The sequence below is a fragment of the Paracoccus alkanivorans genome (genome assembly GCF_003697785.1).
GTDB classification, from domain to species: Bacteria; Pseudomonadota; Alphaproteobacteria; order Rhodobacterales; family Rhodobacteraceae; genus Paracoccus; species Paracoccus alkanivorans.
Map to the genome: position 1 here is coordinate 131,784 of NZ_QOKZ01000008.1, position 26,897 is coordinate 158,680.

The following is a 26,897-nucleotide window of genomic DNA, read 5'->3' on the forward strand; positions in this document are numbered from 1 at the left end:
ATGTCCGGCTTGCCTGACGATGACGGGGCGGAAAGGGCCGCCCCCCTCGCCGAGCGTATCGCGACGCCGATCGTCAGCCTTGGGGGCGCGATCAGTACGCTTCTTATTCTCGCGGCTCTCGGCCTGACAACCTATTCGGTGTTCATGCGTTACGTGATCGGGAGCCCACCGGTCTGGATTGACCAGTTGACCGGATTCCTGCTGGTGGCGCTGATCATGTTCGGTGTCGGCGAGGCCTATCGGCACGGCAATCATATCGCGATTGACCTGCTGACGGAGGATCTGCCGCCGCGGATGCGGAAGCTGCGCTGGATCTGGAGCGATCTGTGCGTATTGGCGTTCTCAGTCGTGCTGGTTCTCAGCACCTGGGAGGCGGTCGAGTTTGCCATGGCCTTCGGTTCCTACACAGCCGGCTCGATCCAGATCGCCTCCTGGATCCCGCAACTGCCACTACTGATCGGCGGCGTGCTTCTGGGTCTTTTCGCAGTTGCGCGCCTGATCGGACATTTGCAGAAAAGAGGCGATCAATGACCGCCTTCCTGATTTTTTCCGGTCTGATCGTTCTGCTGCTCACCGGCATCCCGATCTTCGCGGCTCTCGGCCTGACGGCAACCGTTATCCTGCTGATCTTCGAGGGCGGTATCGGATCGGTCGCGGACACTGTTTACGCGCATTTGAACAAGCCGATCCTGACGACCATCCCGCTTTTCGTATTCATGGCACAGATCATGATCCGGGCGAAGGTCATCGACGATCTCTATGAAACTGCACATACAATTATCGGGCATATCCGTGGCGGGCTGGGCGTTGCGACCGTGTTGGCCTGCACGATATTCGCCGCCATTTCTGGCTCCTCCGTGGCGACGGCGCTGTCTGTCGGCTCCAGTGCGATTCCGCAGATGCAGCGCTACGGCTATCCGAAGCGTGAAGCGCTCGGTGTGGTTGCGGCAGGCGGCACCCTGGGAATCCTGATTCCCCCCTCAGGGCCGATGATCCTCTATGCAATCGTTTCGGAGGCATCGATCGGGGCATTGTTTCTTGCGGGCATCATACCGGGTATCCTGCTGGCGCTGATCTTCGCGGCCTATTCGGTATTCAGCGCCAAGCGCCGTGGAGCGAAGAGCCCTCCCTATGCGGGAACCCCGGCAATCATACGCTCCATTCGCAAGTCGATCTGGGCCATCATGGCACCGCCGGTGGTGATGGGCGGGATCTATCTGGGCGTCTTCACCGCTGCCGAGGCAGCGGCCGCAGGCTCGATCTATGCGCTTCTGGTCGCGACATTGGCATATCGCAATTTCGGGTGGCGCGACCTGTGGGACTGCGCCTACGAGTCCATGCGCACTTCGATGATGGTGTTCATGATCATTGCCGGGGCCGCCATGTTCGGTCACGCGATCACGATCATCCGGCTGCCCGTCGGTGTCACCGAGATGGTATCGCAGATGGGGCTCGGTCCGCTTGGCTTCATGCTGATCGTCATGGCGCTGATTTTCGTGATGGGGATGTTCTTCGAATCCATCGCCATCATCCTGATCACCACACCGATATTGCTGCCGACCATGATCGCGCTGGATATCGACTTGATCTGGTACGGTGTCCTGCTGATGATCAACCTCGAACTGGCCATGATCACACCGCCGGTGGGAATGAACCTGTTCGTGATCAAGGGCATCTCGGACGCTCCGCTGACCGAGGTCGTTCGCGGCGCATTGCCCTATGTCATGCTGATGATCCTTGGCCTGCTCATCGTGCTCATGGTGCCGGGGCTTGCAACCTGGCTGCCCTATTCGGCGGGCTTCGGGCGATGATCCGGGGCGGGCCCGCCGGTCCGCCTTCCTGCGAAACTCGTTCAGGCGGTATAGCGACGGCACTCTCAAGAGGCGCCGTCAGTCTTGAAAGACGGTAGCCGATCCGACTCTGTGAAGGCATTGCTGCAGGGTTTCCGGCTCGTCATTCGATAGCGGGCGGGCGGAGGCTTGCTCATGCATGGCCATTGACGGGTGGTCTTCGTAACATGCGCCTAAATTGCTCGAACTGTGCAACAATGCACGGTCACCCGTCTTTCAGCGACAGGTTCGCTCATACCGTTCCGTGATTGCCAAACAATGATCCAAAGTAAATAATTGAAATATATGTGTTATGTTGGCAGGGCTGCAGGAGCGCCGCGAAAGAGCATAAAAATGCTGACCGCGTGAGTGGCTGGTGTTCGGGTCTCGACTTCGAACTACAGGGCATGTTACGAGACTTCGGTAAAATTTGATAAATGGGAATTCATAAATATGGAAACGAACGCGCGAAGCGACGCTGACACCACTTCGTTCATTTTTATGATCGACCCCCCCAAGATAATGCTTGATTCCTTGATCTTGGCGATGTCAATAAGAAAGCATTTTGCCAGTGAAAGTATCTACGCATATTGTCCGGAGGATAAAGTAGCAAAAATTCCTGAATCGGTTCGCGGAATATTTGAATATCTAGGTGTAATTGTTGCTCCGATTTCAAATCGCAACTTGTTCAATCCGGAATACCCTCATGGGAACAAAATAATTGCCTGCGCAGCACATAATAAGAAGGGGAATGTTATATTTCTTGATAGCGATACGGTGATATACTCCAAATTTTCACCTTCCGGCATTATCAAGAGTGATACCCTTTATGCGGTTCCTGCGGATTTGAAATCCTGGGGGAAGTCCGACGAGGAATGGCGTGAAGCTTACAATCTTTTTGGATTACGACTTCCTGATCGGAGGATTACAACGGTTAGGTCAAGGCAAACTTCAGTTCCCTATTTTAATGCAGGCATGATAGCATACAAGAACACCGAAGCTGATGGATTTCAGAGCTTTGGTAAAATCTGGCTGGATACGGCGATTGCACTGGACAATGAGAGCGCGATACTGGACAAGCGCCCGTGGCTAGATCAAATCGCACTTCCGATCTCCATTGAACGTGCGGGGTGGCAATTCAATCCCCTGGATGAGCGATGGAATTTAGGAGTAAATTTAATCAGAGATAAGAATGCGATAAATCGAGTAAATCAGGACGACCCGATAATTATTCATTACCATCACCATCAACATATGAGTCGTTTTAAATTTAAAAACTACTTGCGAGATCTTTTGGCTGAATACACTTGCTTTCAGAACATAAAGAGCATCAGGAAAGCAATAAACTCAATCACTGAAGGCACCCAGAAAGACGGTGAGTGCTGGCTGAACAAAAAACATGATGCTCAAGCATAATGGGAACCATAGGAGATGGAAATGACTCAAGTCTGTGTTCGAGGGATCTTCAGAAGCGGTACGAATTTTCTGAAATCGCTTCTCGAAATAAACTATGACGTCAAAGTCAAGTACGATTCATATGGGTGGAAACATTACTTCTTCCCGGCAATCAATGAAAAGACGACAGTTATTTACCCGAATCAGCCATGCGTGTTTATTGCCAGAAATCCATTTCTATCATTAACATCTTTGTACAATTATTTCGAATCCAACAAGAGAAATGCGGAGAAGGTTGACACCTCTTCATTCAAAAGCTTCATAAGGGAAGATATTATAATTCACGACGGTGGGAATAAATCGAGCCCAAGGCTTTGGTTTCCGAATCCGGTTGTCATGTGGGCGCAAATAAACCACAACGCTGTGACTTCCGCAAAGTCGATGCCGGAACGAGCAATTTTTATTAAATATGAAGATCTAATTTCATCGCCAGAGCATGTCACTTTATTGGTAGCGAAGAACTTTTCTTTACCTTCTACCCGATCGGATTTTGTTGTGCCGGAAAAAAGATTAAAAAAGTTGCACGAAAACACTCATAACTCAGAGAATTTTTTCACGAATGAAAAATTCAACAAGGCTGCAGTCGAACCAGAAGAATATATGAAAAATTTCGATAATGATGACCTCGATCATATTATCAAATCTGTCCCATCATTCATCATTGATGAAATTGGGTATGATATTTCCAACACTTCTTGCAATCTCCGAAGTGAGAAAGCTGAAGCCTGAATCTTGAGCACGTAAATTTCACTCGCGGGTGATTGTACCAACTATGTATGCCATAGATTGCCATTTGGACGGTCTGCATTCCGGTTCCGAATGAGCGTCTTCGTGGGAATATTTCAAGTAACGATACGGTCAAGTAATATTGCTGCAGAATGGCGACGTGGCCGATTTCACATCGCCAATCTTATGAAGGTATGCAAAAGCCGTTACCCACCCGATATTGTATTATGAATGTGCCTGCCGGCAATGCCGTGACATATATGCATTGCCGGCAGGCGATGCCGAAAGCCGGCCTGTCCGGATTTCTCTTCCATTCAACCCTCCCGGCAGAGGTTTTCAAGGCGATGTCGTATATCACTGGAAAGAGCAAGCGACATGGCAGAATCCTACTCATAGGAGGAGGCACGTATCGCCCGAGAAAGGGTGGTTTTCGATTTGACCTTGTATTAATCGGGCAATTTCATGCCCGGACGCAGCCGCCGCCCAAGCCTCGCGATGTATTATATCCGGCTGCCAGCCGATAGCTCTGCGAGGTCCTTTGCAAAATCACTCCGGTTGCCGGGGTATGAATCCCCGGCAACTGGCCGTTACACGCCCTTATTCACCACCATTCACTGCCAGCTTACCGTTACGCTGCTGGATCATCATGAAGGTATCGAATGAATATTCCGCGGTTTGGGCATAGAGATACCAGTCGTCGCGATATTGCAGCATCGCTTCATACTGCTTCTTGAACCATTCATTCTCGCCCGAAAGCTCTGCATAGACTTCGTTCGATGCCTCGAATGCGGCAGTCAGGATATCCTCGCTGAAAGAGCGAAGCTGAGCCCCCGATCCGACCAGTTCCTTGAGTGCCGTCGGGTTCTTGATGTCGTATTTGGCAAGCATGTTCTGGTCCACTGCCTGACAGCAGGTGCGCAGGAGCGACTTGTAATTCTCGGGCAATTCCTCGAATTTTGCCTTGTTTAGGAAGAAGCTGACCGTTGGCCCGCCTTCCCAGAAACCCGGATAATAGTAATAGGGTGCGACCTTCTGGAAGCCCAGCTTGCTGTCGTCATAGGGGCCAACCCATTCGGCGGCGTCGATGGTGCCCTTTTCCAGCGAGGGATAGACATCGCCTCCGGCAACCTGCTGCGGCACCACGCCCAGTTTCTCGACTACGCGCCCGGCAAGGCCCGCGATCCGCATCTTCAGGCCCTTCATATCCTCCAGGGATTTGATTTCCTTGCGATACCAGCCACCCATCTGCACACCGGTATTGCCGCCGGGATAGGCGACGAGGCTGTATTGGTCGAGGAATTCGTTGTAATTCTCGATCCCGCCACCATGATAGTTATAGGCGGCCTTGGCCCGCGCACTGAAGGTGAAGGGAAGGTCGGCGCCGCAGGCAAAGGCCGGGTCCTTGCCCCAGTTGTAATAGCCCACGGAATGCGCCGATTCCACGGTCCCGTCGGTCGCCGCGTTGATCGCGTCGAGGCCCGGGACGATCTCGCCAGCGGCGAAAACCTGGATGTTGAACTTTCCGTCGGTGGCTTCCTTCAGCCGCGTAGAGAGCTCTTCTCCGCCGCCATAAATGGTGTCGAGCGATTTCGGAAAGGATGACGCCATGCGCCAGTTGATCGTTGGGGATTCCTGTGCGATCGCCGGGGCGGCCAATGTCGATCCGGCGGCGGCGGCGGCACCGCCGACCGAGGCGCGTGCAAGGAAGGACCGGCGGTCCAGTTTCTTGGAATCTTTCATCTATTCTCCTCCGAGTTGGGCGGTGGGGGTATCGCCCCCTTGGTTTTGCCGCCTGTCACCGGCCGCAGTTTAGCCGGTGATCGGCGGCTGTCGAGGGGCATAAGACTATCGGGCGCGAAAAATCCGGATGCATCCACTCATCTTCGAGATTTCTAGTGCAAGCGCATAATAATTAAAGAAATTCACTTGCAAAGATGCGCCGGATCAGATGACCCCTGCCTGTTCGGGCAGGGGCCGGAGCCTGTCAGCGCAGGATCGAGCGGCCCGCATAGACGGCGGTCGCGCCCAGCATTTCCTCGATCCGGATCAGCTGATTGTATTTCGCCAGCCGGTCCGAGCGGGCGAGGCTGCCGGTCTTGATCTGGCCGCAATTGGTGGCGACGGCGAGATCAGCAATCGTGGCGTCCTCGGTCTCGCCCGAGCGGTGGCTCATCACGCTGGTATAGCGGGCGCGGTCGGCCATGCGCACGGCGTCAAGCGTTTCCGACAGGGTGCCGATCTGGTTGACCTTGACCAGCAGGCTGTTGCCGCAGCCCCTGGCGATACCGTCGGCAAGGCGGGTGGGATTGGTCACAAACAGGTCGTCGCCGACCAGTTGCACCTTGTCGCCCAGCTTGTCGGTCAGCAGCTTCCAGCCGTCCCAGTCATCCTCGGCGCAGCCATCCTCGATCGACAGGATCGGGTAGTCACCGCAGAGCGCGGCAAGATAGGCGACATTCTCTTCCGGAGAGAGGGACTTTCCTTCTCCGGCAAGCTCGTATTTGCCATTCCTGAAATACTCGGTCGAGGCGCAATCCAGCGCCAGCATGATGTCGTCGCCGGGCTTGTAGCCGGCCTTCTCGACGGCTTTCAGGATGAAATCCAGCGCGTCCCGCGTGCTTGACAGATTGGGGGCGAAACCGCCCTCGTCGCCGACGCCGGTGGCCAGCCCCGCCGCGGACAGCTCTTTCTTCAGCGTGTGGAACACTTCGGAGCCCATGCGCACGGCGTCGCGGATGTTTTCCGCGCTGACCGGCATGATCATGAACTCCTGGATATCGATGGGATTGTCGGCATGCTCACCGCCATTGATGATGTTCATCATGGGCACCGGCAGCACATGCGCGCCCGTCCCGCCGACATAGCGGTAAAGCGGCTGAGCGCAGCTCTCGGCGGCGGCCTTGGCCACGGCCAGCGACACGCCCAGGATCGCATTCGCACCTAGGCGGCCCTTGTTCGGGGTGCCGTCCACATCGATCATCAGCGCGTCGATGGCCCGCTGTTCGGTGGCGTCTTCGCCGACAAGCATCTCGGCAATCTCGCCATTCACGGCGGCGACGGCTTCCAGCACGCCCTTGCCCAGATAGCGCGATTTGTCGCCATCGCGCCGTTCCACCGCCTCATGCGCGCCGGTCGAGGCGCCGGAGGGAACTGCCGCGCGGCCCATCGTGCCGTCTTCCAGGGTTACATCGACCTCGACGGTCGGATTGCCGCGGCTGTCGAGGATCTCGCGGGCGAAAATATCGAAGATGGCGGTCATGGATAGCCTCCGTTGGTCATCGTCAGCGCCTACATAACCGGCACGGCGCGAAGTCGAAAGCAACAATTGTCACGGCAACCGGATATCGGCCCAGATCGGGAGGTGATCCGAAGCCTCGCGCGCCCGCGCTCCGGCGAACACACCGGCGGCGACAAGTTCCAGCCCGGGCGAGATGGCGAAACGATCCAGTTTCAGCCGCGGCAGCGGCGCGGGATAGGATGGCCCCGGCGCCACGGTCCTGAAATCCGACAGGATTTCCAGCCCCCGGTCATCCCGCCATTCGTTGAAATCGCCCATCATGACGACGTGGCCGTTGCCGATCCGCCCGGCCTTGGCCGCGATCCGGGCAAGCTGCGCCCGGCGCGAGGATCGCGTCAATCCCAGATGCAGGCCGATCACCGTCAGTCGGGGCAGGCGCAACGCGACGGCTCCGCGCGGCTCCAGCCCCGGCAGCGGCAGGCGCCGCAAGACGGCCGACCGGGCCAGATCAGGGCGCATCAGGATCGTCTGGCCATGCCAGCCCAGGGAACTTTCGCTCGTTCCGGTGATATCGGCCGGAACCAGCCCCGTTTCCCGTTCGATCAGCGCACGGGGCAGGGCCTCGGGACGGGCACCAAAGCGGAAATCGACCTCTTGCAAGGCGATGATGTCGGGGGCGAGATCGCGGATGACGGCGAGATTGCGTTCCGGCGCATGCGGACCGGTCAGGCCGCGGCATTTGTGCAGATTGTAACTGGCCAGCCTCAACACGCCGCTGTGTCCCTCTTGACTATGCGCAGGTTATGCCGGGATCGGGCCGTTGCAAAGGCCGGGGCGCATCATCTTCAGGTTCCGCAAAAGGTCTGCCGGACCATCTCTTCGGGACGGGGAGGGGCGGCGAGATCGCTCCATTCCGGGCGGCCCTCATGCGGATGGGTCACGGCATCGAACAGCCGCTCGAACGGGGTCAGGTCGTCTGCTACAGCCGATGCGATCGCTTGTTCGACGCGGTGGTTGCGGGGAATGCGCAGCGGATTGGCTTTCGCCATGACCTCGTCATCCGGGCAGAAGGACCGCCAGTCCTCGGCCCATTCGTCGAATTTCGTTGGATCGGCGAACTCGTCGCGCGCCGAGTCGTCGCACAGCCCGCAAAAGACGCGGGTGAAATCAGCACGCTGCCGGGCCATGATGGTCAGCAGGCGCTCAACCAGCGGCTGGATATTCTCGCCCGCATCCCGCAGCCCCAGCTTTTCACCAAAGCGCCGCAGCCATGCCGATTGGTAAAGCGGCGCGAAACGATGCACCGAACGGGTTGCCGCCTTGATCGCGGCTTCGCGTTCGCCCATCAGTGGAATCAGGCAGGTAGCCAGTTGCGCCAGGTTCCAGACCGCGACCTGCGGTTGCTGCGCCCAGGCATAGCGGCCCATCTGATCTATCGAGGAAAATACCGTATCCGGATGATATGCATCCATAAACGCGCATGGACCGTAATCTATCGTCTCGCCCGAGACAGCCATGTTATCGGTATTCATCACCCCGTGGATAAAGCCGAGCGCCATCCATCGCGCGATGGTTTCCGCCTGCCGCTCCACCACCTTGTCGAGCATGTCCAGCGGGCAGGACGCATCGGGATAATGCCGCGCGACGACATGTTCGGTCAGCGCCGCCAGCGCGTCCTCGCGCCCCCTGACGGCGAAATACTGGAACGTCCCGACCCGGATATGGCTGGCCGCCACCCGTGTCAGCAACGCTCCGGGCAGGGCGGTCTCGCGCCAGACGGTTTCGCCCGTGGTCACTGCCGCCAGTGCCCGCGTCGTCGGCACGCCCATGGCCGCCATGAACTCGCTGACCACATATTCGCGCAGCACCGGCCCCAGCCAGGCCCTCCCGTCGCCCATCCGCGAGAACGGGGTCTTGCCGCTGCCCTTGAGCTGGATGTCGAAGCGCGCCCCGTCCGGCGCCACCACCTCGCCCAGCAGCACGGCCCGGCCATCGCCAAGCTGTGGCACGAAGCCCCCGAACTGATGCCCGGCATAGGCCTGCGCGATCGGTTCCGCCCCGTCGGGCAGCGCATTTCCGGCCAGCATCGCCACGCCCTCGGGGCCACGCAGCCAGTCCACCTCCAACCCCAACCGCTCTGCGAGATCCGTGTTCAGGGCGACCAGCCGCGCGTCAGAGACCGGAGTCGGGTCGATGCGGGCGAAGAACCCCTTGGGCAGCCGCGCATAGCTGTTGTCGAAATGGATCATGTGGGACTCCTTTTCCTCTAGATAAGCAGGCCAGCGCGATTTGCCATCCCTTGCACGAGTCGCCGCATCCGCGTATCGCCTGCTGGAAAAGGAGCATCGGTGGATATGGATCAGGCTGAGCGGAACAGCGCCGCGTCGGATGGCGGAAAGCCCGAGGGCGGTTTCGCCTCGCTGGTTCCCGAACTTGACGTAAGTGATCTCGATGAAAGCCTGCGCTTCTGGTGCGACCTGCTGGGCTTTTCCATCGCCTATTCGCGGCCCGATTCGGGATTTGCTTATCTTCAGAGAGGCGCATTGCAGATCATGTTGTGCCAATTCAATGGGGAATGGGCCACTGGTTCTCTGGAACGTCCCTTTGGCCGAGGTGTGAATTTCCAGATGAGCGTCGATGCGGTCGAACCGATTGCCGCCACTTTGGAAAAAGCCGGATGGCCGTTGTTCCGTCCGGTCGAGGAGAAAAAGTATCGCGTGGGTTGTGGCTGGTCGGTTACCCGCGAATTCCTGGTTCAGGATCCTGACGGATACCTGCTGCGTTTCCAGGCCAGTGCATAACCGTCCGGGCGGACATCAAAGGAGCAAAGCCGATGAAATTTCTCGATCTGGCACGCGTTTATATCCGCTCGGGTGGCGGCGGCGCCGGCTGCGTCTCGTTCCGGCGCGAGAAATTCATCGAATATGGCGGCCCTGATGGCGGCGATGGCGGGCGGGGCGGCGATGTCTGGGCCGAAGCGGTGCAGGGGCTGAACACCCTGATCGATTTCCGCTATCAACAGCATTTCTTTGCCAAGTCCGGCCAGCACGGCATGGGCAGCCAGATGACCGGAAAATCCGGCGACGACATTGTGCTGAAAGTGCCGGTCGGAACCGAAATCCTCGAAGAGGACGAGGAAACCGTCATCGCCGATCTGACCGAGCCGGGCCAGCGGGTATTGCTGGCAAGGGGCGGCAATGGCGGTTGGGGCAACCTGCATTTCAAGACCTCGACCAACCGTGCGCCGCGCAATGCCAATCCCGGTCAGCCGGGAGTGGAGCGGACCATCTGGCTGCGGCTCAAGTTGATCGCCGATGCCGGGCTGGTCGGCCTGCCGAATGCGGGCAAATCGACCTTCCTTGCCGCGGTATCCAATGCCCGGCCCAAGATCGCCGATTATCCCTTCACCACGCTGCACCCAAATCTTGGCGTGGTCGGGGTGGATGGCCGCGAATTCGTTATGGCCGATATTCCGGGATTGATCGAGGGCGCCAGCGAGGGCAGGGGGATCGGTGACCGCTTCCTCGGCCATGTCGAGCGCTGCGCAGTCTTGCTGCACCTGGTCGACGGCACGTCCGAGGATGTCGCTGCCGATGCCCGCACGATCCTGACCGAGCTTACCGCCTATTCCCCGGTGCTGATGTCGAAGCCGCGCATCACCGCGCTGAACAAGATCGATGCGCTGGACGATGATACCATCGCCGAACGCCGCGCCGCGCTGGAGGCGGAGATCGGCGAGACGGTGCATCTGATGTCCGGTGTCGCACGGCAGGGTGTGACCGAGGTGCTGCGCGCGCTCTGGACCGGGATCGCACCGACCCGGCAAACCGAAGATGACGAGCCCGACACGCCATGGCAGCCCTAGCCCCTTCCCTTGGCTCGGCCCGCCGGCTGGTCATCAAGATTGGCTCGGCCTTGCTGGTCGGCCCCGACGGGCTGCGCGGCGACTGGTTGCGGGGCCTGTGCGACGATGTGGCAGAATGGCGGCGGCGCGGAACCGATGTCGTGCTGGTCTCGTCCGGATCCATCGCGCTTGGCCGCCGGGTCCTGGGCCTTGCGCCGGGTGCCCTGCCGCTGGAACAGGCGCAGGCGGCGGCGGCTGTCGGCCAGATCCGCCTTGCCCGCGCCTATGAAGAGGCGCTCGCCCCGCATGGGGTGACGACGGCGCAGGTCCTGCTGACGCTGGAGGACAGCGCCGAGCGGCGGCGTTACCTGAACAGCCGGGCGACGATGCAGACGTTGCTGTCGCTTGGCGTCGTGCCGATCGTGAACGAGAACGACACCATCGCCACCGACGAGATCCGCTATGGTGACAATGACCGGCTGGCCGCGCAGATCGCGGTGACCTGCGGGGCCGATCAATTGCTGTTGCTGTCGGATGTGGACGGGCTCTATACCGCCAATCCCAAGACCGATCCGGCCGCACGGCATTTACCGGTCATCGCGCATCTGACCCCCGAGATCGAGGCGATGGGCGGCGATCCCGTCTCGGGCCTGTCCAAGGGCGGCATGAAGACCAAGCTGATGGCGGCCCGCACCGCCATCGCCGGGGGATGCGCCATGGCGATCGCAGAAGGCTCGGTCATGCGCCCGCTGACGGCTGTGGCCCAAGGCGCGCGCGCAAGCTGGTTCCTGCCCGAAGCCGATCCGCAAACCGCCCGCAAACGCTGGATCGCGGCGATGAAACCCAAGGGCGTCCTGACCATCGACCGGGGTGCAGCAGATGCCTTGCGCCGCGGCAAATCCCTGTTGCCTGCCGGGGTGCGCGCGGTTGCCGGCGATTTCGGGCGCGGCGATCCGGTAGCGATTTCCGGCCCCTCCGGAGAGACATTGGCCACCGGCCTGTCCCGCTATACCGCCGACGAGGCACGCCGCATCAGGGGACACCACTCGGCCGAGATCGAGACGATCCTCGGCTATCCGGGCCGCGCGGCACTGGTTCATCGAGACGATATGGCGTTGTGAAGAAAGGGAGAACGGATGGCCAGTTTGGTGATTACCTATTGCACGGGATGCAACTGGTTACTGCGCGCGGGCTGGTATGCGCAGGAATGCCTGTCCACCTTCGGAACCGATCTGAATGTCACGCTTGTCCCCGACGATTCCGGCGGGGTGTTCCACATCACGCTCGACGGAGAAATGCTGTGGGAACGCAAGCGCGATGGCGGCTTTCCCGATATCAGGACATTGAAGCAGCGCATCCGCGACCGGATCTCGCCCGAACAATCGCTCGGACATCTGGACCGATAGCCATCGCGGCGATGATGGCTCATGCGGCATGGGTCTCATCCGCCGCCCAAGCCAATCTCACGGGCGCTGCCATGCCCATCCGGGTGGCTTGAACTCGATCACGTCTTAACTGTTCTTCTTCATGAAAATGCCCCGGGGGCGCCGGATGCTGCGCCACCGGTTCGGAAACCAGTGGCGACGGACAGAGCCCCGGCCATCACGGAACCCAATCAGGCCACGCGCTGACGCGAGCGCACGAAACGGCCCCGGCCACGTTCATGCATCAGCCTTGCGGCGTCGGAGCCCGGCGCGGGCAGGCTCAGCGCCGCATCGCGCAGCACCGCGATTGCCTCCTCGCTGCTGCGGGGCAAGCTGGCCGGGTCGATCGGTTGGCCGATGGTGATGCGATAGGACTGGCCGGCCTTGTTCAGAACCTCGTTGAACAGGGTCACATCGCGCAAAGTGGGGTGAATCGCGTCCAGCAGATAGAACAGCAACGAGTTGCGGGCACGGATATTCAGCGGAATGACCGGCACGCCGAACTTGCGGGCTATCATCGCGGCGCTGGCCATCCATGGCCGCTCGTGCAGCACCGTCCCGCGCCGCTTGGCAAGGCGTCCCGACGGAAAGATCAGGCCGATACGCCCGGCTTCCAGTGCCTGGCGGGTGTAATCCATCGTCGCCTTGGTCTTGGCATGGCTGCGCTTTTCCTGCCGCCATTCGACGGGCGCGATCAGATCCACTGTCTGCGGCAGCACCCGGATCATGTCGTGATTGGCATAGATGAACAGGTCGTCGCGCAAGGGCGAGATCAGCGCATGCATGATGATACCGTCGGCGATGCCCGTCGGATGGTTCGAGACGATCAGCGCGGGACCGGTCGCGGGCAGATGCTCCATCCCCTCGACGCGGACATCGCGCACAATCAGCTGCGTCATCCGGCGCATGATCTCGGGGGTGGGCAGGTCGCGGAACTCTGCGCCAAGTTCGATCGTGCGTGGATATTGCAGAAGCCTCATCATCAACCGGCGCACCAGCCGATGATGGGCTTTCGGCGAATAAAGCCACGGAGCCCGCTCGGCGATCAGCGGGTCCAGGCGGGCCTGCATCTCGGCCCTTGCATCAAGGTCATGCTCACTCATTCCGGGTATCTTGCCCCGCTCCACGCGCAACCACAAGCGGGCTCATTCACCGGCGGCAATCATCCGCGACACCATCTCGCGCATGTTGCGGCTGATCCCCTCCATCGCGGCCATCCGCTCCAGGGCAGCCCTGGCCTTGGCGCGGCGACCGGCATCATAGCGGGGCCAGGTCTCGAAGGCGGTGGACAGGCGGGCGGCGATCTGCGGATTGACGGCATCCATCTTCATCAGCCAGTCGGCGGTGAAGTCGTATCCTGCGCCGTCCGGGGCATGGAAACCGGCATGGTTCGCGGCCAGCCCGCCCAGAAGCGACCGGAAACGATTGGGGTTCTTCCAGTCGAAATCCTTGCGCCCCGACAGCCGGCGCGCGACTTCAGCCGCCTGCTCGGGGGGGGCGGCCATGGGCTGGACGGCGAACCACTTGTCCATCACCAGCCGGTTGTCACCGAATTGCTGGTGCAGCGCCTGCAGGGCCGCCTGTCCACGGCCTCGGCGGATCAGGCAGGTCAGCGCGGCCATGCGCTCGGTCATGTTGCCGGCGGTGCCGAACAGGACCTCGGCCCGGTCGCCGCGATCGATGCGGTTGAGTAATCCAAGCGCCGCGATGCGCAGTGCCCGCCGCGCAGCCGCCTCGGCATCGGGGGAATAGGGGCCGGGGACCGTCATCTCGTCGTAAAGCGAGGACAGCAGATCGGCATGAGCCTCGGCTACGCGCCGGGCAAGCCCGTTTCGCGCCGTATGGATCGCGTCGGGATCGGGGGTGATCCCGGAGGCGGACAGGCGGGTCGCGATCTCTTCCTCGCCGGGCAGGTTCAGGCAGAGCGCACGGAAGGCCGGGTCGGCAGAGGCATCGGCGGCCAGCTGGCCGATGGCATCGACATATTCGCCGCCGCCCTCCTGTCCCTGCGCCAATGCGGTCAGGGCCGACAGGGCGAGGTCGCGCCCGGCCTCCCATCTTGCGAATGGATCGGTGTCATGAGCCAACAGGAAGGCGCGGGTCGCGTTGTCGATCTGCCGTTCCAGGATCACCGGGGCCGAAAAGCCGCGCAGCGCCGACACGACCGGGCGGGCACCGAGATCATCGAAGGTAAAGCTTTGCTCGGCCTTGGTCATTTCCAGCATGCGGGTCGCGGCGACCTCGTCTCCGTTCGGGCCGATCAGCCCGACGGCGATGGGGATGACGCGCGGCGGCTTTTCATCCTGTCCCGGCGTGGGCGGCGTGTGCTGGCTGAAATTGAGGACCAGCCGGCCTTCGCCGCTCCATTCCTCGGTCATCTTCAGATGCGGGGTGCCGGCATCGGTATACCAGCGCTTGAACTGCGTCAGGTCGCGGCCGGTGGCGTCCTCGAAGACCTTAAGCCAATCCTCGATCGTCGCCGCGTCACCGTCATGGCGCTCGAAATAGAGATCCAGTGCCTTGGCATAGCCGTCATCGCCGACCAGCCGCCTGAGCATGCCGATCACCTCGGCGCCCTTTTCATAGACGGTGGCGGTGTAGAAATTGTTGATCTCTTCGTATTCCTCGGGCCGCACCGGATGGGCCAGCGGTCCCTGATCCTCGCGGAACTGCCGGGCGCGCAGGGCCTGGACATCGCCGATCCGCTTGACCGGCGCGCTGCGCATGTCCGAGGTGAACTGCTGGTCGCGGAACACCGTCAGCCCTTCCTTGAGGCAAAGCTGGAACCAGTCGCGGCAGGTGATGCGGTTGCCGGTCCAGTTGTGGAAATATTCATGCGCGATCACACCCTCGATACGCTCGTAATCGGCGTCGGTCGCGGTTTCGGGCGAGGCAAGCACCAGCTTGGAGTTGAAAATGTTCAGCCCCTTGTTCTCCATCGCGCCCATGTTGAAATCATCCACGGCGACGATGTTGAACACGTCCAGGTCATATTCGCGCCCGTAAACATCCTCGTCCCATTTCATCGACTTGATCAGCGATTCCATGGCGAAACCGGCGCGGTCCTCGTCCCCTGGGCGCACCCAGACATTCAGCGCGACATCGCGCCCGGATTTCGTGGTGAAACGGTCGCTGATGGCGACGAGATCGCCCGCCACCAGCGCGAAGAGATAGGCGGGCTTGGGCCATGGGTCATGCCATTCGGCCAGCCCTTCCTCCTGCCGGACCGGGTTGCCGTTCGACAGCAGCACCGGCTGGTCCGAGCGGATGGTGACGTGGAAGGGGGCCATCACGTCGGGACGGTCGGGATAGAAGGTAATGTGGCGGAAACCCTCGGCCTCGCATTGCGTGCAGAACATCCCGCCCGAGATATACAGCCCCTCGAAGGCGGTATTGGCGGAAGGGTCGATCTCTACCTCGGTGGTGAGGGTGAACGGGCCGTCGGGCAGGGCGGCGGCGGCGATGATCAGGCATTCACCGTCGCGGCGGACATGGTCGGGATCGGGGGCGGTGCCATCGATCAGGATCGACATCAGCCTTAGATCCTTGCCCCCGTCGAGTTCCAGGTCCTCGACCGTGCCACGAGGTTTGAGCGCCAGATCGGCCTTTACGCGGGTCGCATCGGGCGCCAGATCGAAGCTGAGCCCGGTCTGTTCGAGGATGAAGGGGTAGGGGCGATAATCGGCAAGAAACCGCCTATCGGTGTCTCCGGATCGGGTCATTTTCACTCTCCGCCATAAAAAAGTGTCTAGGTTCAGGGAACTGGACACCACCCAAGGTGTTAATCGCCTGTGAGCCGGGCCGCAAGCCGGGCGAGACAGGTTATCGATTGACACATGGGCGCTGCTGACCCAGAGGTGGATGTCGAGAGGGTGTTAAGAAGTCATTAAGGAGGCCAGCAATGACATACGATCCCAACGATCCCAACCGCACCAATCCCGTCGACAGCGATCCGGCGGCTCCGAAAGAGACCTATGTCGAGCCGGTTGAGCGTCGCTCGTCGCCGCTGCCGCTGATCATCGGTGTGCTGGTTGCGCTGGCGTTGGCCTGGTTCGTTCTGCAGCGTTTCATGGGTGAAGATACAGCGGCGACCGAAGGTGACACGACAACCGTAACGACCGAGGAGGCTCCGGCTGACGATGCCGCGGCGGAAACGGACGCCGCCACTGATACCGAGGCCGCGACCGATGAGGCAGCGACCGAAGCCGAGGCTGCTGCCGACAACGCTGATGCCGAAGCCGAAGCTACGGACGATGCGGCCACCGCGACGGATGAAGCCTCCGATGACGCCGCCACGACCGAAGAAACGACGGGCGAGTCGGCTGATGGCGCTGCTGCCGATGATGCGACGGCGACCGAGGAAGAAACCACCGGCGACGATGCCGCTACCACCGAAGAAGGTGCGACCGACAGCGAAGCGGCGACGGATAGCGAAACCGGCACCGGCGATGCGGCAACCACTGACGAAGGTGCAGCCACTGACGACGCAACCACCGAGGAAGGTGCGGCCGCCGAAGAGAGCAGCGCTGCCGACACCATGCAGGATGCCGCTTCTGATGCCGCCGCGGCTGTCGAGGGTGCGGCACAGGATGCGGCTGACGCGCTTGATAACGCGATCACCATTGAAGAGCCTGCTGCAGAGGGTGAGACGACCGGGAACTGATCGTCTTTCTTTACGGGACGGACTTCCGAAAACGGGCCGCGCGAGTTCTTCGCGCGGCCTTTTCATGCCGCGTCCGACAGAATCACCGCCGAATGTCTGTCAACCTTTGGTTGCCCTACACAATAAGCATATTTCATGAGATATCGCCTCATCGCGCCCTTGTGAAAGATTATTGCGCGATGCTATGCAGAGCCGGTTGCGAACTCAGAGAATGGGGGGCTAGAACGCCATGAAGATTGGCGCTTTGAAGGAGAGCTACGAGGGCGAGGCACGGGTGGCGATCACGCCGTCTTCGGCTGCGCATCTCCAGAAGCTTGGACACGAGGTTTTTGTCGAATCCGGTGCCGGAGCGCGGGCCGGGTTCATGGATTCCGACTATGAGAAGGCCGGGGTCACGGTCGAGAAGACGGCCGCAGACCTGATCAGGGCAGTCGATGTCGTTGCCAAGGTGCGCCAGCCCTCGGATGCCGAGATCGGGCAGATGCGCGAGGGGCAGACGCTGATCTCGTTCTTTTACCCGGCGCAGAACGCGGAACTGCTGGAAAAGGCGAAAGAGCAGGGCATCACCGCCATCGCGATGGACATGGTGCCGCGGATCAGCCGGGCGCAGAAGATGGACGCGCTGTCCTCGATGGCGAATATCGCCGGCTACCGCTCGGTCATCGAGGCTGCGAATAATTTCGGCCGTTTCTTCACCGGGCAGGTGACGGCGGCGGGCAAGGTGCCTCCGGCCAAGGTGCTGGTCGTGGGTGCGGGCGTGGCCGGGCTGGCCGCCATCGGCACGGCGACCAGCCTTGGCGCACAGGTCTTCGCATTTGATGTCCGCCCCGAGGTGGCCGAGCAGATCGAATCGATGGGCGCCGAATTCGTGTTCCTCGATTTCGAGGAGCAGGCGCAGGACGGGGCCGCCACGGGCGGCTATGCCGCGCCCTCAAGCCCCGAGTTCCGCGAGAAGCAGCTCGAGAAATTCCGCGAACTCGCCCCCGATATGGACGTGGTCATCACCACCGCGCTGATTCCCGGGCGGGATGCACCGGTGCTGTGGACCCGCGACATGGTCGAGGCCATGAAGCAGGGCAGCGTCATCGTCGATCTGGCCGCCGAAAAGGGCGGCAATTGCGAACTGACCGTCGCGGATGAACGGATCGTCACCGAGAACGGCGTGACCATCATCGGCTATACCGATTTCGCCAGCCGGATGGGGGCGCAGGCCTCCGAGCTTTACGGTAACAATATCCGGCACTTCATGGGCGACCTCACACCAAAGAAAGACGGTGTGATCGTGCATGACATGGAAGATGACGTGATCCGCGGCGCCACGGTCGCGCATGATCATGATGTCACCTTCCCGCCGCCTCCGCCCAAGGTCGCGGCGATCGCGGCGCAAAAACCCAAGGAAAAGCCCAAGGAGCTGACGCCCGAGGAGAAGCGGGCGCAGGAAGTCGCGGCCTTCAAGGCGGAAACCAGGTCTCAGGTCGCGCTGCTGGCCGGGGGCGGAATCCTGTTGCTGCTGGTGGGACTTGTCGCCCCGGCCAGCTTCATGTCGCATTTCATCGTCTTTGTGCTGGCCTGTTTCGTGGGCTTCAAGGTGATCTGGAATGTCGCGCATTCGTTGCACACGCCGCTGATGGCGGTCACCAACGCGATCTCGTCGATCATCATCCTCGGCGCGCTGATGCAGATCGGCTCGGGCTCTGCCTGGGTGCTGATCCTCGCGGCGCTTGCCGTGCTGATGGCGGGGGTCAACATCGTCGGTGGCTTCCTCGTCACCCGCCGCATGCTCGCCATGTTCCAGAAGTCGTAAGGAGGGGATGATGGAATACGGATTCACCACTGCCGCCTATGTGGTCGCCGCGATCCTGTTCATCCTGTCTCTGGGTGGGCTTTCGGGTCAGGAAAGCGCCAAGCGCGCGATCTGGTATGGTATCGTCGGCATGGCGCTGGCCGTGCTGGCCACGCTGTTCGGCCCCGGCGCGGGCAACTGGTTCCTGTCGATCGTGATGATCGCCATCGGTGGCGCGGTCGGTTGGGTGGTCGCCAAGCGCGTCCAGATGACCGAGATGCCGCAGCTTGTCGCCGCGATGCACAGCCTCGTCGGTCTGGCCGCGGTGTTCGTGGGCTTCAACGCCCAGATCGAACTGGCCCGCGTGCTGCGCATCAAGGCCGAGGCCGCCGCGCATGAGTTCCAGGGCTTTGCCGCCGTCCTGGCGCACAAGACACCCGCCGAACTGGCGATGCTGAAGATCGAGGTCTTCCTGGGCATCTTCATCGGGGCGGTGACCTTCACCGGCTCGGTCGTGGCCTTCGGCAAACTGGCGGGCCGCGTCGATGGCAAGCCGAAAAAGCTGCCCGGCGGGCATATGCTGAACGCGGGGGCATTGGGGCTGTCGATCCTGTTCGGCATCCTCTATTGCAGCGGCGTCGGCTCGGGCGTGTTCTGGCTGATCCTGATCGCGCTTCTGGCCTTCTTCATCGGCTGGCACCTGATCATGGGCATCGGCGGCGCCGACATGCCGGTGGTCGTGTCGATGCTGAACAGCTATTCGGGCTGGGCCGCCGCGGCCATCGGCTTTACGCTCGGCAATGATCTGCTGATCGTGACCGGCGCGCTGGTCGGCTCTTCGGGTGCGATCCTCAGCTATATCATGTGCAAGGCGATGAACCGGCATTTCGTCAGCGTCATCCTTGGCGGCTTTGGCGGCGAGCAGGGCCCGGCGGCAGAGATCGATGGCGAGCAGATCGCCATCGATGCCGACGGTGTATCGGCGGCGCTGAACGAGGCCGACAGCGTGATCATCGTGCCGGGCTATGGCATGGCGGTGGCGCAAGCGCAGGCCGCGGTCAGCGAGCTGACCCGCAAGCTGCGGGCGGCGGGCAAGGAGGTGCGCTTTGCCATCCACCCGGTCGCGGGCCGTCTGCCCGGTCACATGAACGTGCTGCTGGCCGAGGCGCGGGTGCCTTACGACATCGTGCTGGAGATGGACGAGATCAACGAGGATTTCCCCTCCACCGACGTGGTGATCGTCATCGGCTCGAACGACATCGTGAACCCGGCCGCGCAAGAGGATCCCAACAGCCCGATCGCCGGCATGCCGGTGCTGGAGGTCTGGAAGGCGAAACAGGTCTTCGTTTCCAAGCGCGGACAGGGCACCGGCTATTCCGGCATCGAGAACCCGCTGTTCTTCAAGGAGAACACACGGATGTTCTATGGCGATGCAAATGAATCGGTGAACAAGTTGATCCCGCTGCTTGACTGATCACTTCCCGGGGGCGCTTCGCGGCGCCCCCTGTTGCCGGCATCCATGCGATTCGGCCCGCATCTGCCACCTGCCTGAGCAGTGCGACTAGCAATAAGTCCGGAAAACAGTTTCAATGCTGCCAGAGGTTGTCCTGGCGATTGCGCGCTTGCCTGACCGCGCCGGTTCGCAGTGTCATGGCCATGTCACATATGGGCGAGGGGACTGCATAATGACACCGGATGAATTCACGCATATCGGCAGCGGCGATCCGTCGCTTTACAACGAGGATCTCGCTCCGATCCCGCATGAACGGCGGAACTGGGGTGCATTCGAGATATTCAATGTCTGGAACAACGACATTCAGAGCCTGTTCGGTTATACGCTGGCTGCATCGCTGTTTCTCAGCTACGGGCTGAACGGCTGGCTGACCTTTGCCGCCATCGTTGTCGCCGGGCTTTTGGTGATGTGGCTGGTCAACCTGTCGGGCCGCCCCTCGGTTCGCTACGGCGTTCCCTATGCGGTGATGGCGCGCGCCGCGATGGGCGTGCGTGGTGCCCGGTTCCCGGCGCTGGTGCGCGGGATCGTGGCGATCTTCTGGTACGGGGTGCAAACCTATTTCGCCTCGACCGCCGTTGCGCTGGCGATCCGGGCGCTGTTCGGAATCGAGGCCGGGGCAGGGGGTTTCCTTGGCCTGACCGGGGTGGACTGGGTCGCCTATATCATCGTCGCCGGATTCCAGATCGGGCTATTCCTGATGGGCATCGAATGGGTCGGCAAGTTCCTGAACTGGGCCGGACCTTTCGTTTATGCGGTAATGATCGCTCTGGCGCTGATGATCTGGTGGAAAGCCGGAAACGGCATCTGGTCCGAGATTGGCGCGATCTTCCAGGGCGCGGCGGAAAGCGAGCGCAGCACCCTGGCCGGGTTTGTCGCAGTGGTCGGCACGATGGTCGCCTATTTCGCCGCCGTGGTCATCAATTTCGGCGATTTCTCGCGCTTCGTGAAAACCGAAGGCCAGATGCGCCGCGGCAATTTCTGGGGCCTGCCGGTATCGATGGCATTCTTTTCCTTCATCGCGCTGTTCATTACCGCGGGCGCCGTCGTGCTGTTCGGAGAGCGCCTGACCGATCCCACCGCGATTGTCGAGCGGGTGGACAGCCTTGCCCTGACGCTGATTGCCGCCGTGACCTTCTTTGCCGCCACTGTGGGGATCAACCTGGTCGCCAATTTCATCCCGGCGGCCTATGACATCGCCAATATGTCGCCGTCGAGGATCAACGCCAGAACCGGCGGGATCATCACCGCCGCCATCGCCTTTGTCATCGGGGCGCTGTGGGTGTCGCTGATCTCGAAGATAGGCATCGCCGGTTTCGTGGATACGCTCGGAGCGATTCTCGCGCCGCTTTACGGAATCCTGATCGCCGATTACTACGTGGTGCAAAAGCGTCAGCTCGTCGTAGATCAGCTGTTCACGGCCGAGCCTTCGGGCCGCTACTACTATGATGGCGGTTGGAACAGGCGGGCAATCATGGCAGTGGGATTGGCGGCGCTGTTTTCTATCGGAACGGTGTGGCTGCCGGCGCTGCAGGCGCTGTCAGGTTTCGGCTGGCTGATCGGTGCGGTCCTTGGCGGGATTCTGTATATCCTGCTTTGCGGCCGGAAATAGGCAAGGAGGCAGGCGTGAGCCCGGAAACCGAACATCCTTTGCGTTATGCTTTGGTGAACGAACTTCACGCCCGGCCCTCGCCCCGCCTGACCGCGCCCTCCACCTGCGTTTTTGTGGCCTTCAAGGAGCCTCGCGACGCGGCCAATCGCGACCGTGCTGTGGACATGGCGCATCTGCTCGAGCTGACAAATCGCCATGGCGGGCCGCGCCCGGATCCCGAGGACAGCCACTATCAGGGCAGGCTGGGGCGGCATGACCTGAAATGGGAAAGCCATACCGAGTTCGTCACCTATATGGCGATGACGTCCGGACTGCCAATCCGCCCCTTTGATCCCAGTGCCGCCTCTATTTTTCCCGAGCAATGGCAACGGAATGCGCCGGGCAAACGGATCGCAGCCGTGATTGTGCAGGTCGACATCCTGCCCGATGACCCGCAAGAGGCGCTGGACCGGATGGGCGCATGGTTCGCACAAGACAGCGTGACCACTGTCTGGGTGCTGGAGGAAGCGGCGATGATCGCGGGTGATTTCCGCATCGATGCCGATGGCTGGATGCGCTTTGCGCTTTTCGTGCGTCCGGATGCCAGCGATGGCCGGATCGGCCGGATCGTGCATCGGCTGGTCGAGTTGGAGACCTATCGCGCCATGTCGATGCTGGGACTTGGTCGGGCGCGGTCCTTAAGCCGCCGTCTCAATGAGCTGGAACCGCGGCTGTCGGCCATCGTTGACGGCATGATCGATGACAGCCGCCCCGCCGACGAGGTGCTGCAGGAACTGCTGGCGGTATCGGCGGAGCTGGAAACCCAGGCTGTGCAGCACTCCTTTCGCTTTGGCGCCACCAAGGCATATGAGGCGATCGTCAGGGACCGCATCAATGCCCTGCGCGAAACAAGGCTGTCCGGGCGGCAGATGCTGACCGAGTTCATGCGCCGCCGCTACCAGCCCGCCATGCGGACCGTGAACTCGGCCGAGGAACGGCTGCGGACCATGATCGAACGCGCCAACCGCGCCGGTGAATTGCTGCGCACCCGGGTGGATGTCGAGCGCTCGGCCCAGAACCAGCTTTTACTTGAACGCATGGACCGCCGCGCCGACCTGCAATTGCGCCTGCAGCATACGGTCGAGGGATTGTCCGTCGTTGCCATCAGCTATTACGCCGTCGGGCTCTTGTCCTATGCGCTCTATCCTCTGGCGCAGCAGATCGGGGTGGACAAGCCCTATCTGATCGCTGCGTTGACCCCGGTGGCGGTTCTGACCGTCTGGTGGAGCATGCGGCGTATCAAGCAACGGCTGCATCCTTCCCATGACCCTCACGGCGCGGATTTGTGAATTGCCCGCGCATATGCGACACGGGATAACGCCCTTACTGGTCAACGAAGGATGATAACATGAAGCTTTTCGCCGCCATTGCCGCATTGCTGAGCCTGTCCGCCTGCGGCGTTCCATTCGTGCCGATGGTGTGATTCATGGCCGGAAACCTGACGCTATACGGACTCGCCCATTGCTCGACCTGCCAGAAGGCGCAAGCGGAACTGGAGAAACAGGGCTGGACGGTTCATTTCCGTGATGTCCAGAAAGAGCCGCTCTCCGAGGCCGAGCGCGAAACGCTCGTCAGCGAATGGGGCGAAAAGATCATCAACCGTGCAAGCCTGACCTGGCGCGGCATGTCCGAACAGGAGCGCGCCGCCGACCCGGTCAGGATGATGGGCGAAAAACCCAGTGTCATGAAGCGCCCGGCCATCGCGGCGGGTGATCTGCGGCTGCAGGGATGGACGGCCAATGTCAAACGTGCCCTTGGCGTTCCGGTGTAAGGCAGGCTAGGCGGTTCCTGAGATAAGAAGCTTCGGAGTCGCCTTACTCCCGACGATTGGCCAATGACGCCAGAAGCGGGCGGATGGAGGACAGATCGTAGCCCGCCTTTGCCGCTGTCTCGAGAATTTCATTCTCCGGGCGCTTGCCCGCCTGCGTCAAGGCCCAGAGCACTGTGCAGCGATTGCCGGAACGGCAATAGGCGATGACCGGGGCCTGTCCCGAAATCGCAAGCGCGAAATCCGAAATCAGCGCCGGGGTGATCTGGCCGGGATAGAAAGGCAGATAGTGATAGCTCATCCCGGCAGCCTCTGCCGCACGCGCCATCGCCTCGTGATCGATTTCGGCCTCGACCTCTTCATCGGGCCGGTTGTTCACCAGCACCTTGAACCCGGCCTCGGCAAGCCGGGATACATCTTCGGGCTGGATCTGGGGAGAGACGGCGAGGCCAGGATTGAGCTGACGCAGATCCATGTTGGGCCCTTTCGGTTTGGCTGACGTTTCGTCATGGGATTGCCGCTTTTGACGTGCCGATGTCAAGCTTCCGGCGATACGGCGCTATGCGGAAACGCTGGCCGTTTCGATCAGACCGAGAAGGGCCGTGAAATCATCGAAGGCGGCAAGGTGCGGAAGCTGATCGATAGGAGTCTGCCGGTATCCGTGACTGTAGATCACGAAGGGCACCGGCACGGCAGCCGCGCAGGCCGCGTCGAACTCGCTGTCGCCGACAAAGACGGCCTGCGGCGCCTCGGGATGCGCGCCCAGTCCCGCGAGCGCCGCACGCAGTGGTGCGGGATCGGGCTTTTTCTCGGCCAGCGAATCCCCGCCGATGATATGGCCGAAGAGTGCTCGGATGCCGAAGTGATCCAGAATGGCCTCGGTCGGACGCAGCGGCTTGTTGGTGCAGATACCGAGGGGATGGCCACGATCCGCCAGAATACCCAATGTTTCCTCGACATTCGGGAATAGCCGCGTGAGCGAGGTCGCCGTATGGTATCGCGCCATGAAGGCGGCCAGCATATCCTGTTGCTTGCCCGGATCCGTGTGCGTCGCGGCGACGATCTTTTTCCACAATAGTTCGACCCCGCCGCCGATGAAGCTGCGCACCTGGTCCAGGGTCAGGGGCGGAACATGAAACTCGCGAAGCACCGCGTTGACGCAGGCATGGATATCGGGAGCGCTGTCGATCAGGGTGCCGTCAAGATCGAACACCACGGGGCAGGGGGCCATGCAAACGTTCATGCGATCTTCCATTTTATCGAGCAACCCATCGAAGGTATTTGTTCTTCCGGACCTTTTCCGGTTTCTGCGATCCGGATCATGGCCTCGTACAACTCTCTGCGCGCGTCACTGGGGCCGGCGGTGCGTCGCGAGGCGTCGAGCCGGCCACGATATTGCAGCTCGCCATGGGCATTGTAGCCAAAGAAATCCGGGGTGCATTCGGCGCCATAGGCACGCGCGACCCGCTGCGTCTCGTCATAGAGATAGGGAAAGGTGAAGCCGTGTTTTTCGGCCTCGATCTTCATCCGCTCGGGGCTGTCCTGCGGGTATTCGGCCACGTCATTGGCGGAAATGGCGACGACACCGATCCCGGCTGCCTGCAGGTCCTTTGCGTCGCGCACGATCCGGTCGATCACCGATTGCACATAGGGGCAGTGGTTGCAGATGAACATGACCAGCGTGCCCCTGGCCCCCTTGATCTGGTCCAGAGAGTAGCTGCGGCCATCCGGATCGGGCAGGGTGAAATCATGCCATGGCGCACCGAAATCGCATACGGGGGGTGAAACAGCCATCGGGCCCTCCTTTCTCATGATCGCGCCAAATCTTTCCGATCCTTGCCGCAAGAGCAAGGCGGGCAATGGTCGCAGGGTGAACCGGAGCCGCATCTCAGCCGGTGATGAAGGCAAAACCGCCGCCGTCACGCCGAACCTTGCCGATTCCACCGTCAGGCAGGTGGTACCCAAGGATATTGATATTTGATTCTGAAAGAAAATTCAACACCTTAATCCTTGTTTTTGCGGCAATTTCCGGTTCCTGATCACTGCCCGACAAGATATCGGGTCGCCGGAAAGCCAGATGCGGATTGGTCACGACATCGCCGATGACAAACAACTGTCCATCCAGGTCAAAGCTTGCATGGCCCGGCGTGTGTCCGGGGGTCATCACCGCGCGGATCCCCGGCAGCACTTCGTCGCCATCCTCGAAGACCTCGAGCAGATCACCCAAGGTCTCGATGCGCCGTTTCGCGCCGGCAACAAAACTCAACCGGTCTGAATCGATCCGGCCGGGCGTGGCTGGATCGAGCCAGTAATCGCGCTCGACACGTCCGATCATATGGCGGGCGTTCGCGAATGCCGGCTCGTCGAAATCATCCAGGGCACCCCAGATATGATCGGGATGCGCATGCGTGAAAACGATATGGGTGATCTGATCCGGCGAAATGTCGATCGCGGCCAGTGCTTCGGTCAGTTTCCCGGCCGTCGGCATGAAACCGGAGCCAGAGCCCGTGTCGAACAGGATTTTCTCGTCGCCGCGCGTCATGAGCGTCAGATTGAGCGGCGAGTCGAAACTTTCTCCGCTGATACCTGCTTCTGACAGGATTTCCCGGGCTTCGGTTTGATCGTCGCCCGGGACGGTTAGAAAACCGACGGGCAAGACGAGTTTTCCGTCCGAGACGCTGTGAACTGTAAAATCACCGAAGGCAGCTTCGGTGACGGCCCAACTGCGTGTTCCGATCAGGCTCAAGGCGGCGGCGCATTGCAACAGGCGACGACGTTTCAGCTTCATGCGAATCTCCGATTTGCCGGCAGGCTAACATGCAGGGTTCGATGGCGACATTGCATTTATGTTCCATAATACTGATTATTACGATTGTGGATATAGCAGCAATGCTAAAATGTCCCACATTGGCAAAGCAGGAATGTCACACTCCCCCGACGAGCCAAGCAAATAACAATTCGGGGGACGGTCATGGGATGGGTATTGATGAGCGAACGCGATCTGAA

At 60.9% G+C, this 26,897-nt stretch carries 24 protein-coding genes; 14 read left to right on the top strand and 10 right to left on the bottom strand.

Annotated elements, in window-relative coordinates:
- From C9E81_RS18230 to C9E81_RS22760, 4 genes are all read left to right on the top strand, one after another.
- Nucleotides 1-531 carry a TRAP transporter small permease gene (locus tag C9E81_RS18230; RefSeq protein WP_122113782.1) on the top strand — a complete coding sequence of 177 codons (531 nt, stop codon included), beginning with the start codon at nt 1-3 and terminating at the stop codon, nt 529-531.
- Nucleotides 528-1,811, top strand: coding sequence for a TRAP transporter large permease (locus C9E81_RS18235; RefSeq protein WP_122113783.1), 1,284 nt, complete (start codon nt 528-530; stop codon nt 1,809-1,811). Before C9E81_RS18230 ends, C9E81_RS18235 begins: the two co-directional genes overlap by 4 nt.
- A gap of 471 nt (nt 1,812-2,282) precedes the next feature.
- Nucleotides 2,283-3,245, top strand: coding sequence for a hypothetical protein (locus tag C9E81_RS22755; protein WP_147457626.1), 963 nt, complete (start codon nt 2,283-2,285; stop codon nt 3,243-3,245).
- Nucleotides 3,246-3,266: 21 nt separating this feature from the next.
- Entirely contained in the window at nt 3,267-4,013 is a 747-nt protein-coding gene (locus C9E81_RS22760) for a hypothetical protein (RefSeq protein WP_147457627.1), read from the top strand.
- A 594-nt stretch (nt 4,014-4,607) separates the two neighbouring features.
- Here C9E81_RS22760 and C9E81_RS18245 read toward each other — a convergent pair.
- The 4 genes from C9E81_RS18245 to C9E81_RS18260 form a co-directional block, all read right to left on the bottom strand.
- The gene (locus C9E81_RS18245; protein ID WP_122113813.1) at nt 4,608-5,732 is read right to left on the bottom strand and encodes a TRAP transporter substrate-binding protein; all 1,125 of its coding nucleotides are present in this window, start codon (nt 5,730-5,732) and stop codon (nt 4,608-4,610) included.
- Nucleotides 5,733-5,994: 262 nt separating this feature from the next.
- Nucleotides 5,995-7,269 (bottom strand): phosphopyruvate hydratase, encoded by a 1,275-nt coding sequence (gene eno, locus C9E81_RS18250; RefSeq protein ID WP_122113785.1) that lies wholly within the window; start codon nt 7,267-7,269, stop codon nt 5,995-5,997.
- Between the two features lie 69 nt (nt 7,270-7,338).
- A complete protein-coding gene (locus C9E81_RS18255; protein WP_122113786.1) occupies nt 7,339-8,019 on the bottom strand; it encodes an endonuclease/exonuclease/phosphatase family protein in 681 nt (226 codons plus the stop codon).
- Between the two features lie 74 nt (nt 8,020-8,093).
- Complete coding sequence (locus C9E81_RS18260) at nt 8,094-9,497, bottom strand: protein adenylyltransferase SelO (protein WP_122113787.1); 1,404 nt, start codon at nt 9,495-9,497, stop codon at nt 8,094-8,096.
- A gap of 105 nt (nt 9,498-9,602) precedes the next feature.
- On the opposite strand from C9E81_RS18260, the gene C9E81_RS18265 reads away from it, so the two are divergent.
- From C9E81_RS18265 to C9E81_RS18280, 4 genes are read left to right on the top strand one after another with little or no spacing between them, the layout of a single operon-like run.
- On the top strand, nt 9,603-10,049 hold the full coding sequence (locus C9E81_RS18265; RefSeq protein WP_122113788.1) for a bleomycin resistance protein: 447 nt from the start codon (nt 9,603-9,605) through the stop codon (nt 10,047-10,049).
- A gap of 32 nt (nt 10,050-10,081) precedes the next feature.
- Nucleotides 10,082-11,113 (top strand): GTPase ObgE, encoded by a 1,032-nt coding sequence (obgE, locus tag C9E81_RS18270; RefSeq protein ID WP_122113789.1) that lies wholly within the window; start codon nt 10,082-10,084, stop codon nt 11,111-11,113.
- Nucleotides 11,101-12,213 carry a glutamate 5-kinase gene (gene proB, locus C9E81_RS18275; protein ID WP_122113790.1) on the top strand — a complete coding sequence of 371 codons (1,113 nt, stop codon included), beginning with the start codon at nt 11,101-11,103 and terminating at the stop codon, nt 12,211-12,213. The genes obgE and proB overlap by 13 nt, the downstream gene beginning before the upstream one ends.
- A 15-nt stretch (nt 12,214-12,228) precedes the next feature.
- Nucleotides 12,229-12,498, top strand: a complete 270-nt coding sequence (locus tag C9E81_RS18280) for an Rdx family protein (RefSeq protein ID WP_122113791.1) — start codon at nt 12,229-12,231, stop codon at nt 12,496-12,498.
- Between the two features lie 209 nt (nt 12,499-12,707).
- Here the strand turns inward: C9E81_RS18280 and C9E81_RS18285 are convergent, their stop codons facing one another.
- Together C9E81_RS18285 and pepN are read right to left on the bottom strand one after the other, a co-directional pair.
- Entirely contained in the window at nt 12,708-13,619 is a 912-nt protein-coding gene (locus C9E81_RS18285) for a lysophospholipid acyltransferase family protein (protein ID WP_243698718.1), read from the bottom strand.
- 42 nt (nt 13,620-13,661) lie between these two features.
- Nucleotides 13,662-16,238, bottom strand: coding sequence for an aminopeptidase N (gene pepN / locus C9E81_RS18290; RefSeq protein WP_122113792.1), 2,577 nt, complete (start codon nt 16,236-16,238; stop codon nt 13,662-13,664).
- A 179-nt stretch (nt 16,239-16,417) separates the two neighbouring features.
- Here pepN and C9E81_RS18295 point away from each other — a divergent pair, with 179 nt between their 5' ends.
- From C9E81_RS18295 to C9E81_RS18320, 6 genes are all read left to right on the top strand, one after another.
- Nucleotides 16,418-17,179, top strand: a complete 762-nt coding sequence (locus tag C9E81_RS18295) for a hypothetical protein (protein ID WP_122113793.1) — start codon at nt 16,418-16,420, stop codon at nt 17,177-17,179.
- 229 nt (nt 17,180-17,408) lie between these two features.
- Nucleotides 17,409-18,983 (top strand): Re/Si-specific NAD(P)(+) transhydrogenase subunit alpha, encoded by a 1,575-nt coding sequence (locus tag C9E81_RS18300; RefSeq protein ID WP_122113794.1) that lies wholly within the window; start codon nt 17,409-17,411, stop codon nt 18,981-18,983.
- Between the two features lie 10 nt (nt 18,984-18,993).
- Nucleotides 18,994-20,436: an NAD(P)(+) transhydrogenase (Re/Si-specific) subunit beta gene (locus C9E81_RS18305; protein ID WP_122113795.1), complete on the top strand. Its 1,443-nt coding sequence runs from the start codon at nt 18,994-18,996 to the stop codon at nt 20,434-20,436.
- A 211-nt stretch (nt 20,437-20,647) separates the two neighbouring features.
- On the top strand, nt 20,648-22,084 hold the full coding sequence (locus C9E81_RS18310; protein WP_122113815.1) for an NCS1 family nucleobase:cation symporter-1: 1,437 nt from the start codon (nt 20,648-20,650) through the stop codon (nt 22,082-22,084).
- A 14-nt stretch (nt 22,085-22,098) separates the two neighbouring features.
- Complete coding sequence (locus C9E81_RS18315; protein ID WP_122113796.1) at nt 22,099-23,412, top strand: DUF3422 family protein; 1,314 nt, start codon at nt 22,099-22,101, stop codon at nt 23,410-23,412.
- Nucleotides 23,413-23,549: 137 nt separating this feature from the next.
- Nucleotides 23,550-23,894, top strand: a complete 345-nt coding sequence (locus C9E81_RS18320) for an arsenate reductase family protein (protein ID WP_122113797.1) — start codon at nt 23,550-23,552, stop codon at nt 23,892-23,894.
- A gap of 43 nt (nt 23,895-23,937) precedes the next feature.
- On the opposite strand, the gene C9E81_RS18325 is transcribed toward C9E81_RS18320, so the two are convergent.
- From C9E81_RS18325 to C9E81_RS18340, 4 genes are all read right to left on the bottom strand, one after another.
- Nucleotides 23,938-24,366 carry a TIGR01244 family sulfur transferase gene (locus C9E81_RS18325; RefSeq protein WP_122113798.1) on the bottom strand — a complete coding sequence of 143 codons (429 nt, stop codon included), beginning with the start codon at nt 24,364-24,366 and terminating at the stop codon, nt 23,938-23,940.
- Nucleotides 24,367-24,450: 84 nt separating this feature from the next.
- Nucleotides 24,451-25,134, bottom strand: a complete 684-nt coding sequence (gene gph, locus C9E81_RS18330) for a phosphoglycolate phosphatase (protein WP_122113799.1) — start codon at nt 25,132-25,134, stop codon at nt 24,451-24,453.
- Nucleotides 25,131-25,685 carry a thioredoxin family protein gene (locus tag C9E81_RS18335; protein ID WP_122113800.1) on the bottom strand — a complete coding sequence of 185 codons (555 nt, stop codon included), beginning with the start codon at nt 25,683-25,685 and terminating at the stop codon, nt 25,131-25,133. Before C9E81_RS18335 ends, gph begins: the two co-directional genes overlap by 4 nt.
- 94 nt (nt 25,686-25,779) lie before the next feature.
- Nucleotides 25,780-26,679 carry an MBL fold metallo-hydrolase gene (locus C9E81_RS18340; RefSeq protein ID WP_122113801.1) on the bottom strand — a complete coding sequence of 300 codons (900 nt, stop codon included), beginning with the start codon at nt 26,677-26,679 and terminating at the stop codon, nt 25,780-25,782.
- Nucleotides 26,680-26,897: the final 218 nt, after the last annotated feature.

Bases quoted from the DNA above. Each gene is read 5' to 3' on its own strand.
- C9E81_RS18230 (WP_122113782.1), top strand. From the start codon at position 1: ATGTCCGGCTTGCCTGACGATGACGGGGCGGAAAGGGCCGCCCCCCTC.
- C9E81_RS18235 (WP_122113783.1), top strand. From the start codon at position 528: ATGACCGCCTTCCTGATTTTTTCCGGTCTGATCGTTCTGCTGCTCACC.
- C9E81_RS22755 (WP_147457626.1), top strand. From the start codon at position 2,283: ATGGAAACGAACGCGCGAAGCGACGCTGACACCACTTCGTTCATTTTT.
- C9E81_RS22760 (WP_147457627.1), top strand. From the start codon at position 3,267: ATGACTCAAGTCTGTGTTCGAGGGATCTTCAGAAGCGGTACGAATTTT.
- eno (WP_122113785.1), bottom strand. From the start codon at position 7,269: ATGACCGCCATCTTCGATATTTTCGCCCGCGAGATCCTCGACAGCCGC.
- C9E81_RS18260 (WP_122113787.1), bottom strand. From the start codon at position 9,497: ATGATCCATTTCGACAACAGCTATGCGCGGCTGCCCAAGGGGTTCTTC.
- C9E81_RS18265 (WP_122113788.1), top strand. From the start codon at position 9,603: ATGGATCAGGCTGAGCGGAACAGCGCCGCGTCGGATGGCGGAAAGCCC.
- obgE (WP_122113789.1), top strand. From the start codon at position 10,082: ATGAAATTTCTCGATCTGGCACGCGTTTATATCCGCTCGGGTGGCGGC.
- proB (WP_122113790.1), top strand. From the start codon at position 11,101: ATGGCAGCCCTAGCCCCTTCCCTTGGCTCGGCCCGCCGGCTGGTCATC.
- C9E81_RS18280 (WP_122113791.1), top strand. From the start codon at position 12,229: ATGGCCAGTTTGGTGATTACCTATTGCACGGGATGCAACTGGTTACTG.
- C9E81_RS18285 (WP_243698718.1), bottom strand. From the start codon at position 13,619: ATGAGTGAGCATGACCTTGATGCAAGGGCCGAGATGCAGGCCCGCCTG.
- pepN (WP_122113792.1), bottom strand. From the start codon at position 16,238: ATGACCCGATCCGGAGACACCGATAGGCGGTTTCTTGCCGATTATCGC.
- C9E81_RS18295 (WP_122113793.1), top strand. From the start codon at position 16,418: ATGACATACGATCCCAACGATCCCAACCGCACCAATCCCGTCGACAGC.
- C9E81_RS18300 (WP_122113794.1), top strand. From the start codon at position 17,409: ATGAAGATTGGCGCTTTGAAGGAGAGCTACGAGGGCGAGGCACGGGTG.
- C9E81_RS18305 (WP_122113795.1), top strand. From the start codon at position 18,994: ATGGAATACGGATTCACCACTGCCGCCTATGTGGTCGCCGCGATCCTG.
- C9E81_RS18310 (WP_122113815.1), top strand. From the start codon at position 20,648: ATGACACCGGATGAATTCACGCATATCGGCAGCGGCGATCCGTCGCTT.
- C9E81_RS18320 (WP_122113797.1), top strand. From the start codon at position 23,550: ATGGCCGGAAACCTGACGCTATACGGACTCGCCCATTGCTCGACCTGC.
- C9E81_RS18325 (WP_122113798.1), bottom strand. From the start codon at position 24,366: ATGGATCTGCGTCAGCTCAATCCTGGCCTCGCCGTCTCTCCCCAGATC.
- gph (WP_122113799.1), bottom strand. From the start codon at position 25,134: ATGAACGTTTGCATGGCCCCCTGCCCCGTGGTGTTCGATCTTGACGGC.
- C9E81_RS18335 (WP_122113800.1), bottom strand. From the start codon at position 25,685: ATGGCTGTTTCACCCCCCGTATGCGATTTCGGTGCGCCATGGCATGAT.
- C9E81_RS18340 (WP_122113801.1), bottom strand. From the start codon at position 26,679: ATGAAGCTGAAACGTCGTCGCCTGTTGCAATGCGCCGCCGCCTTGAGC.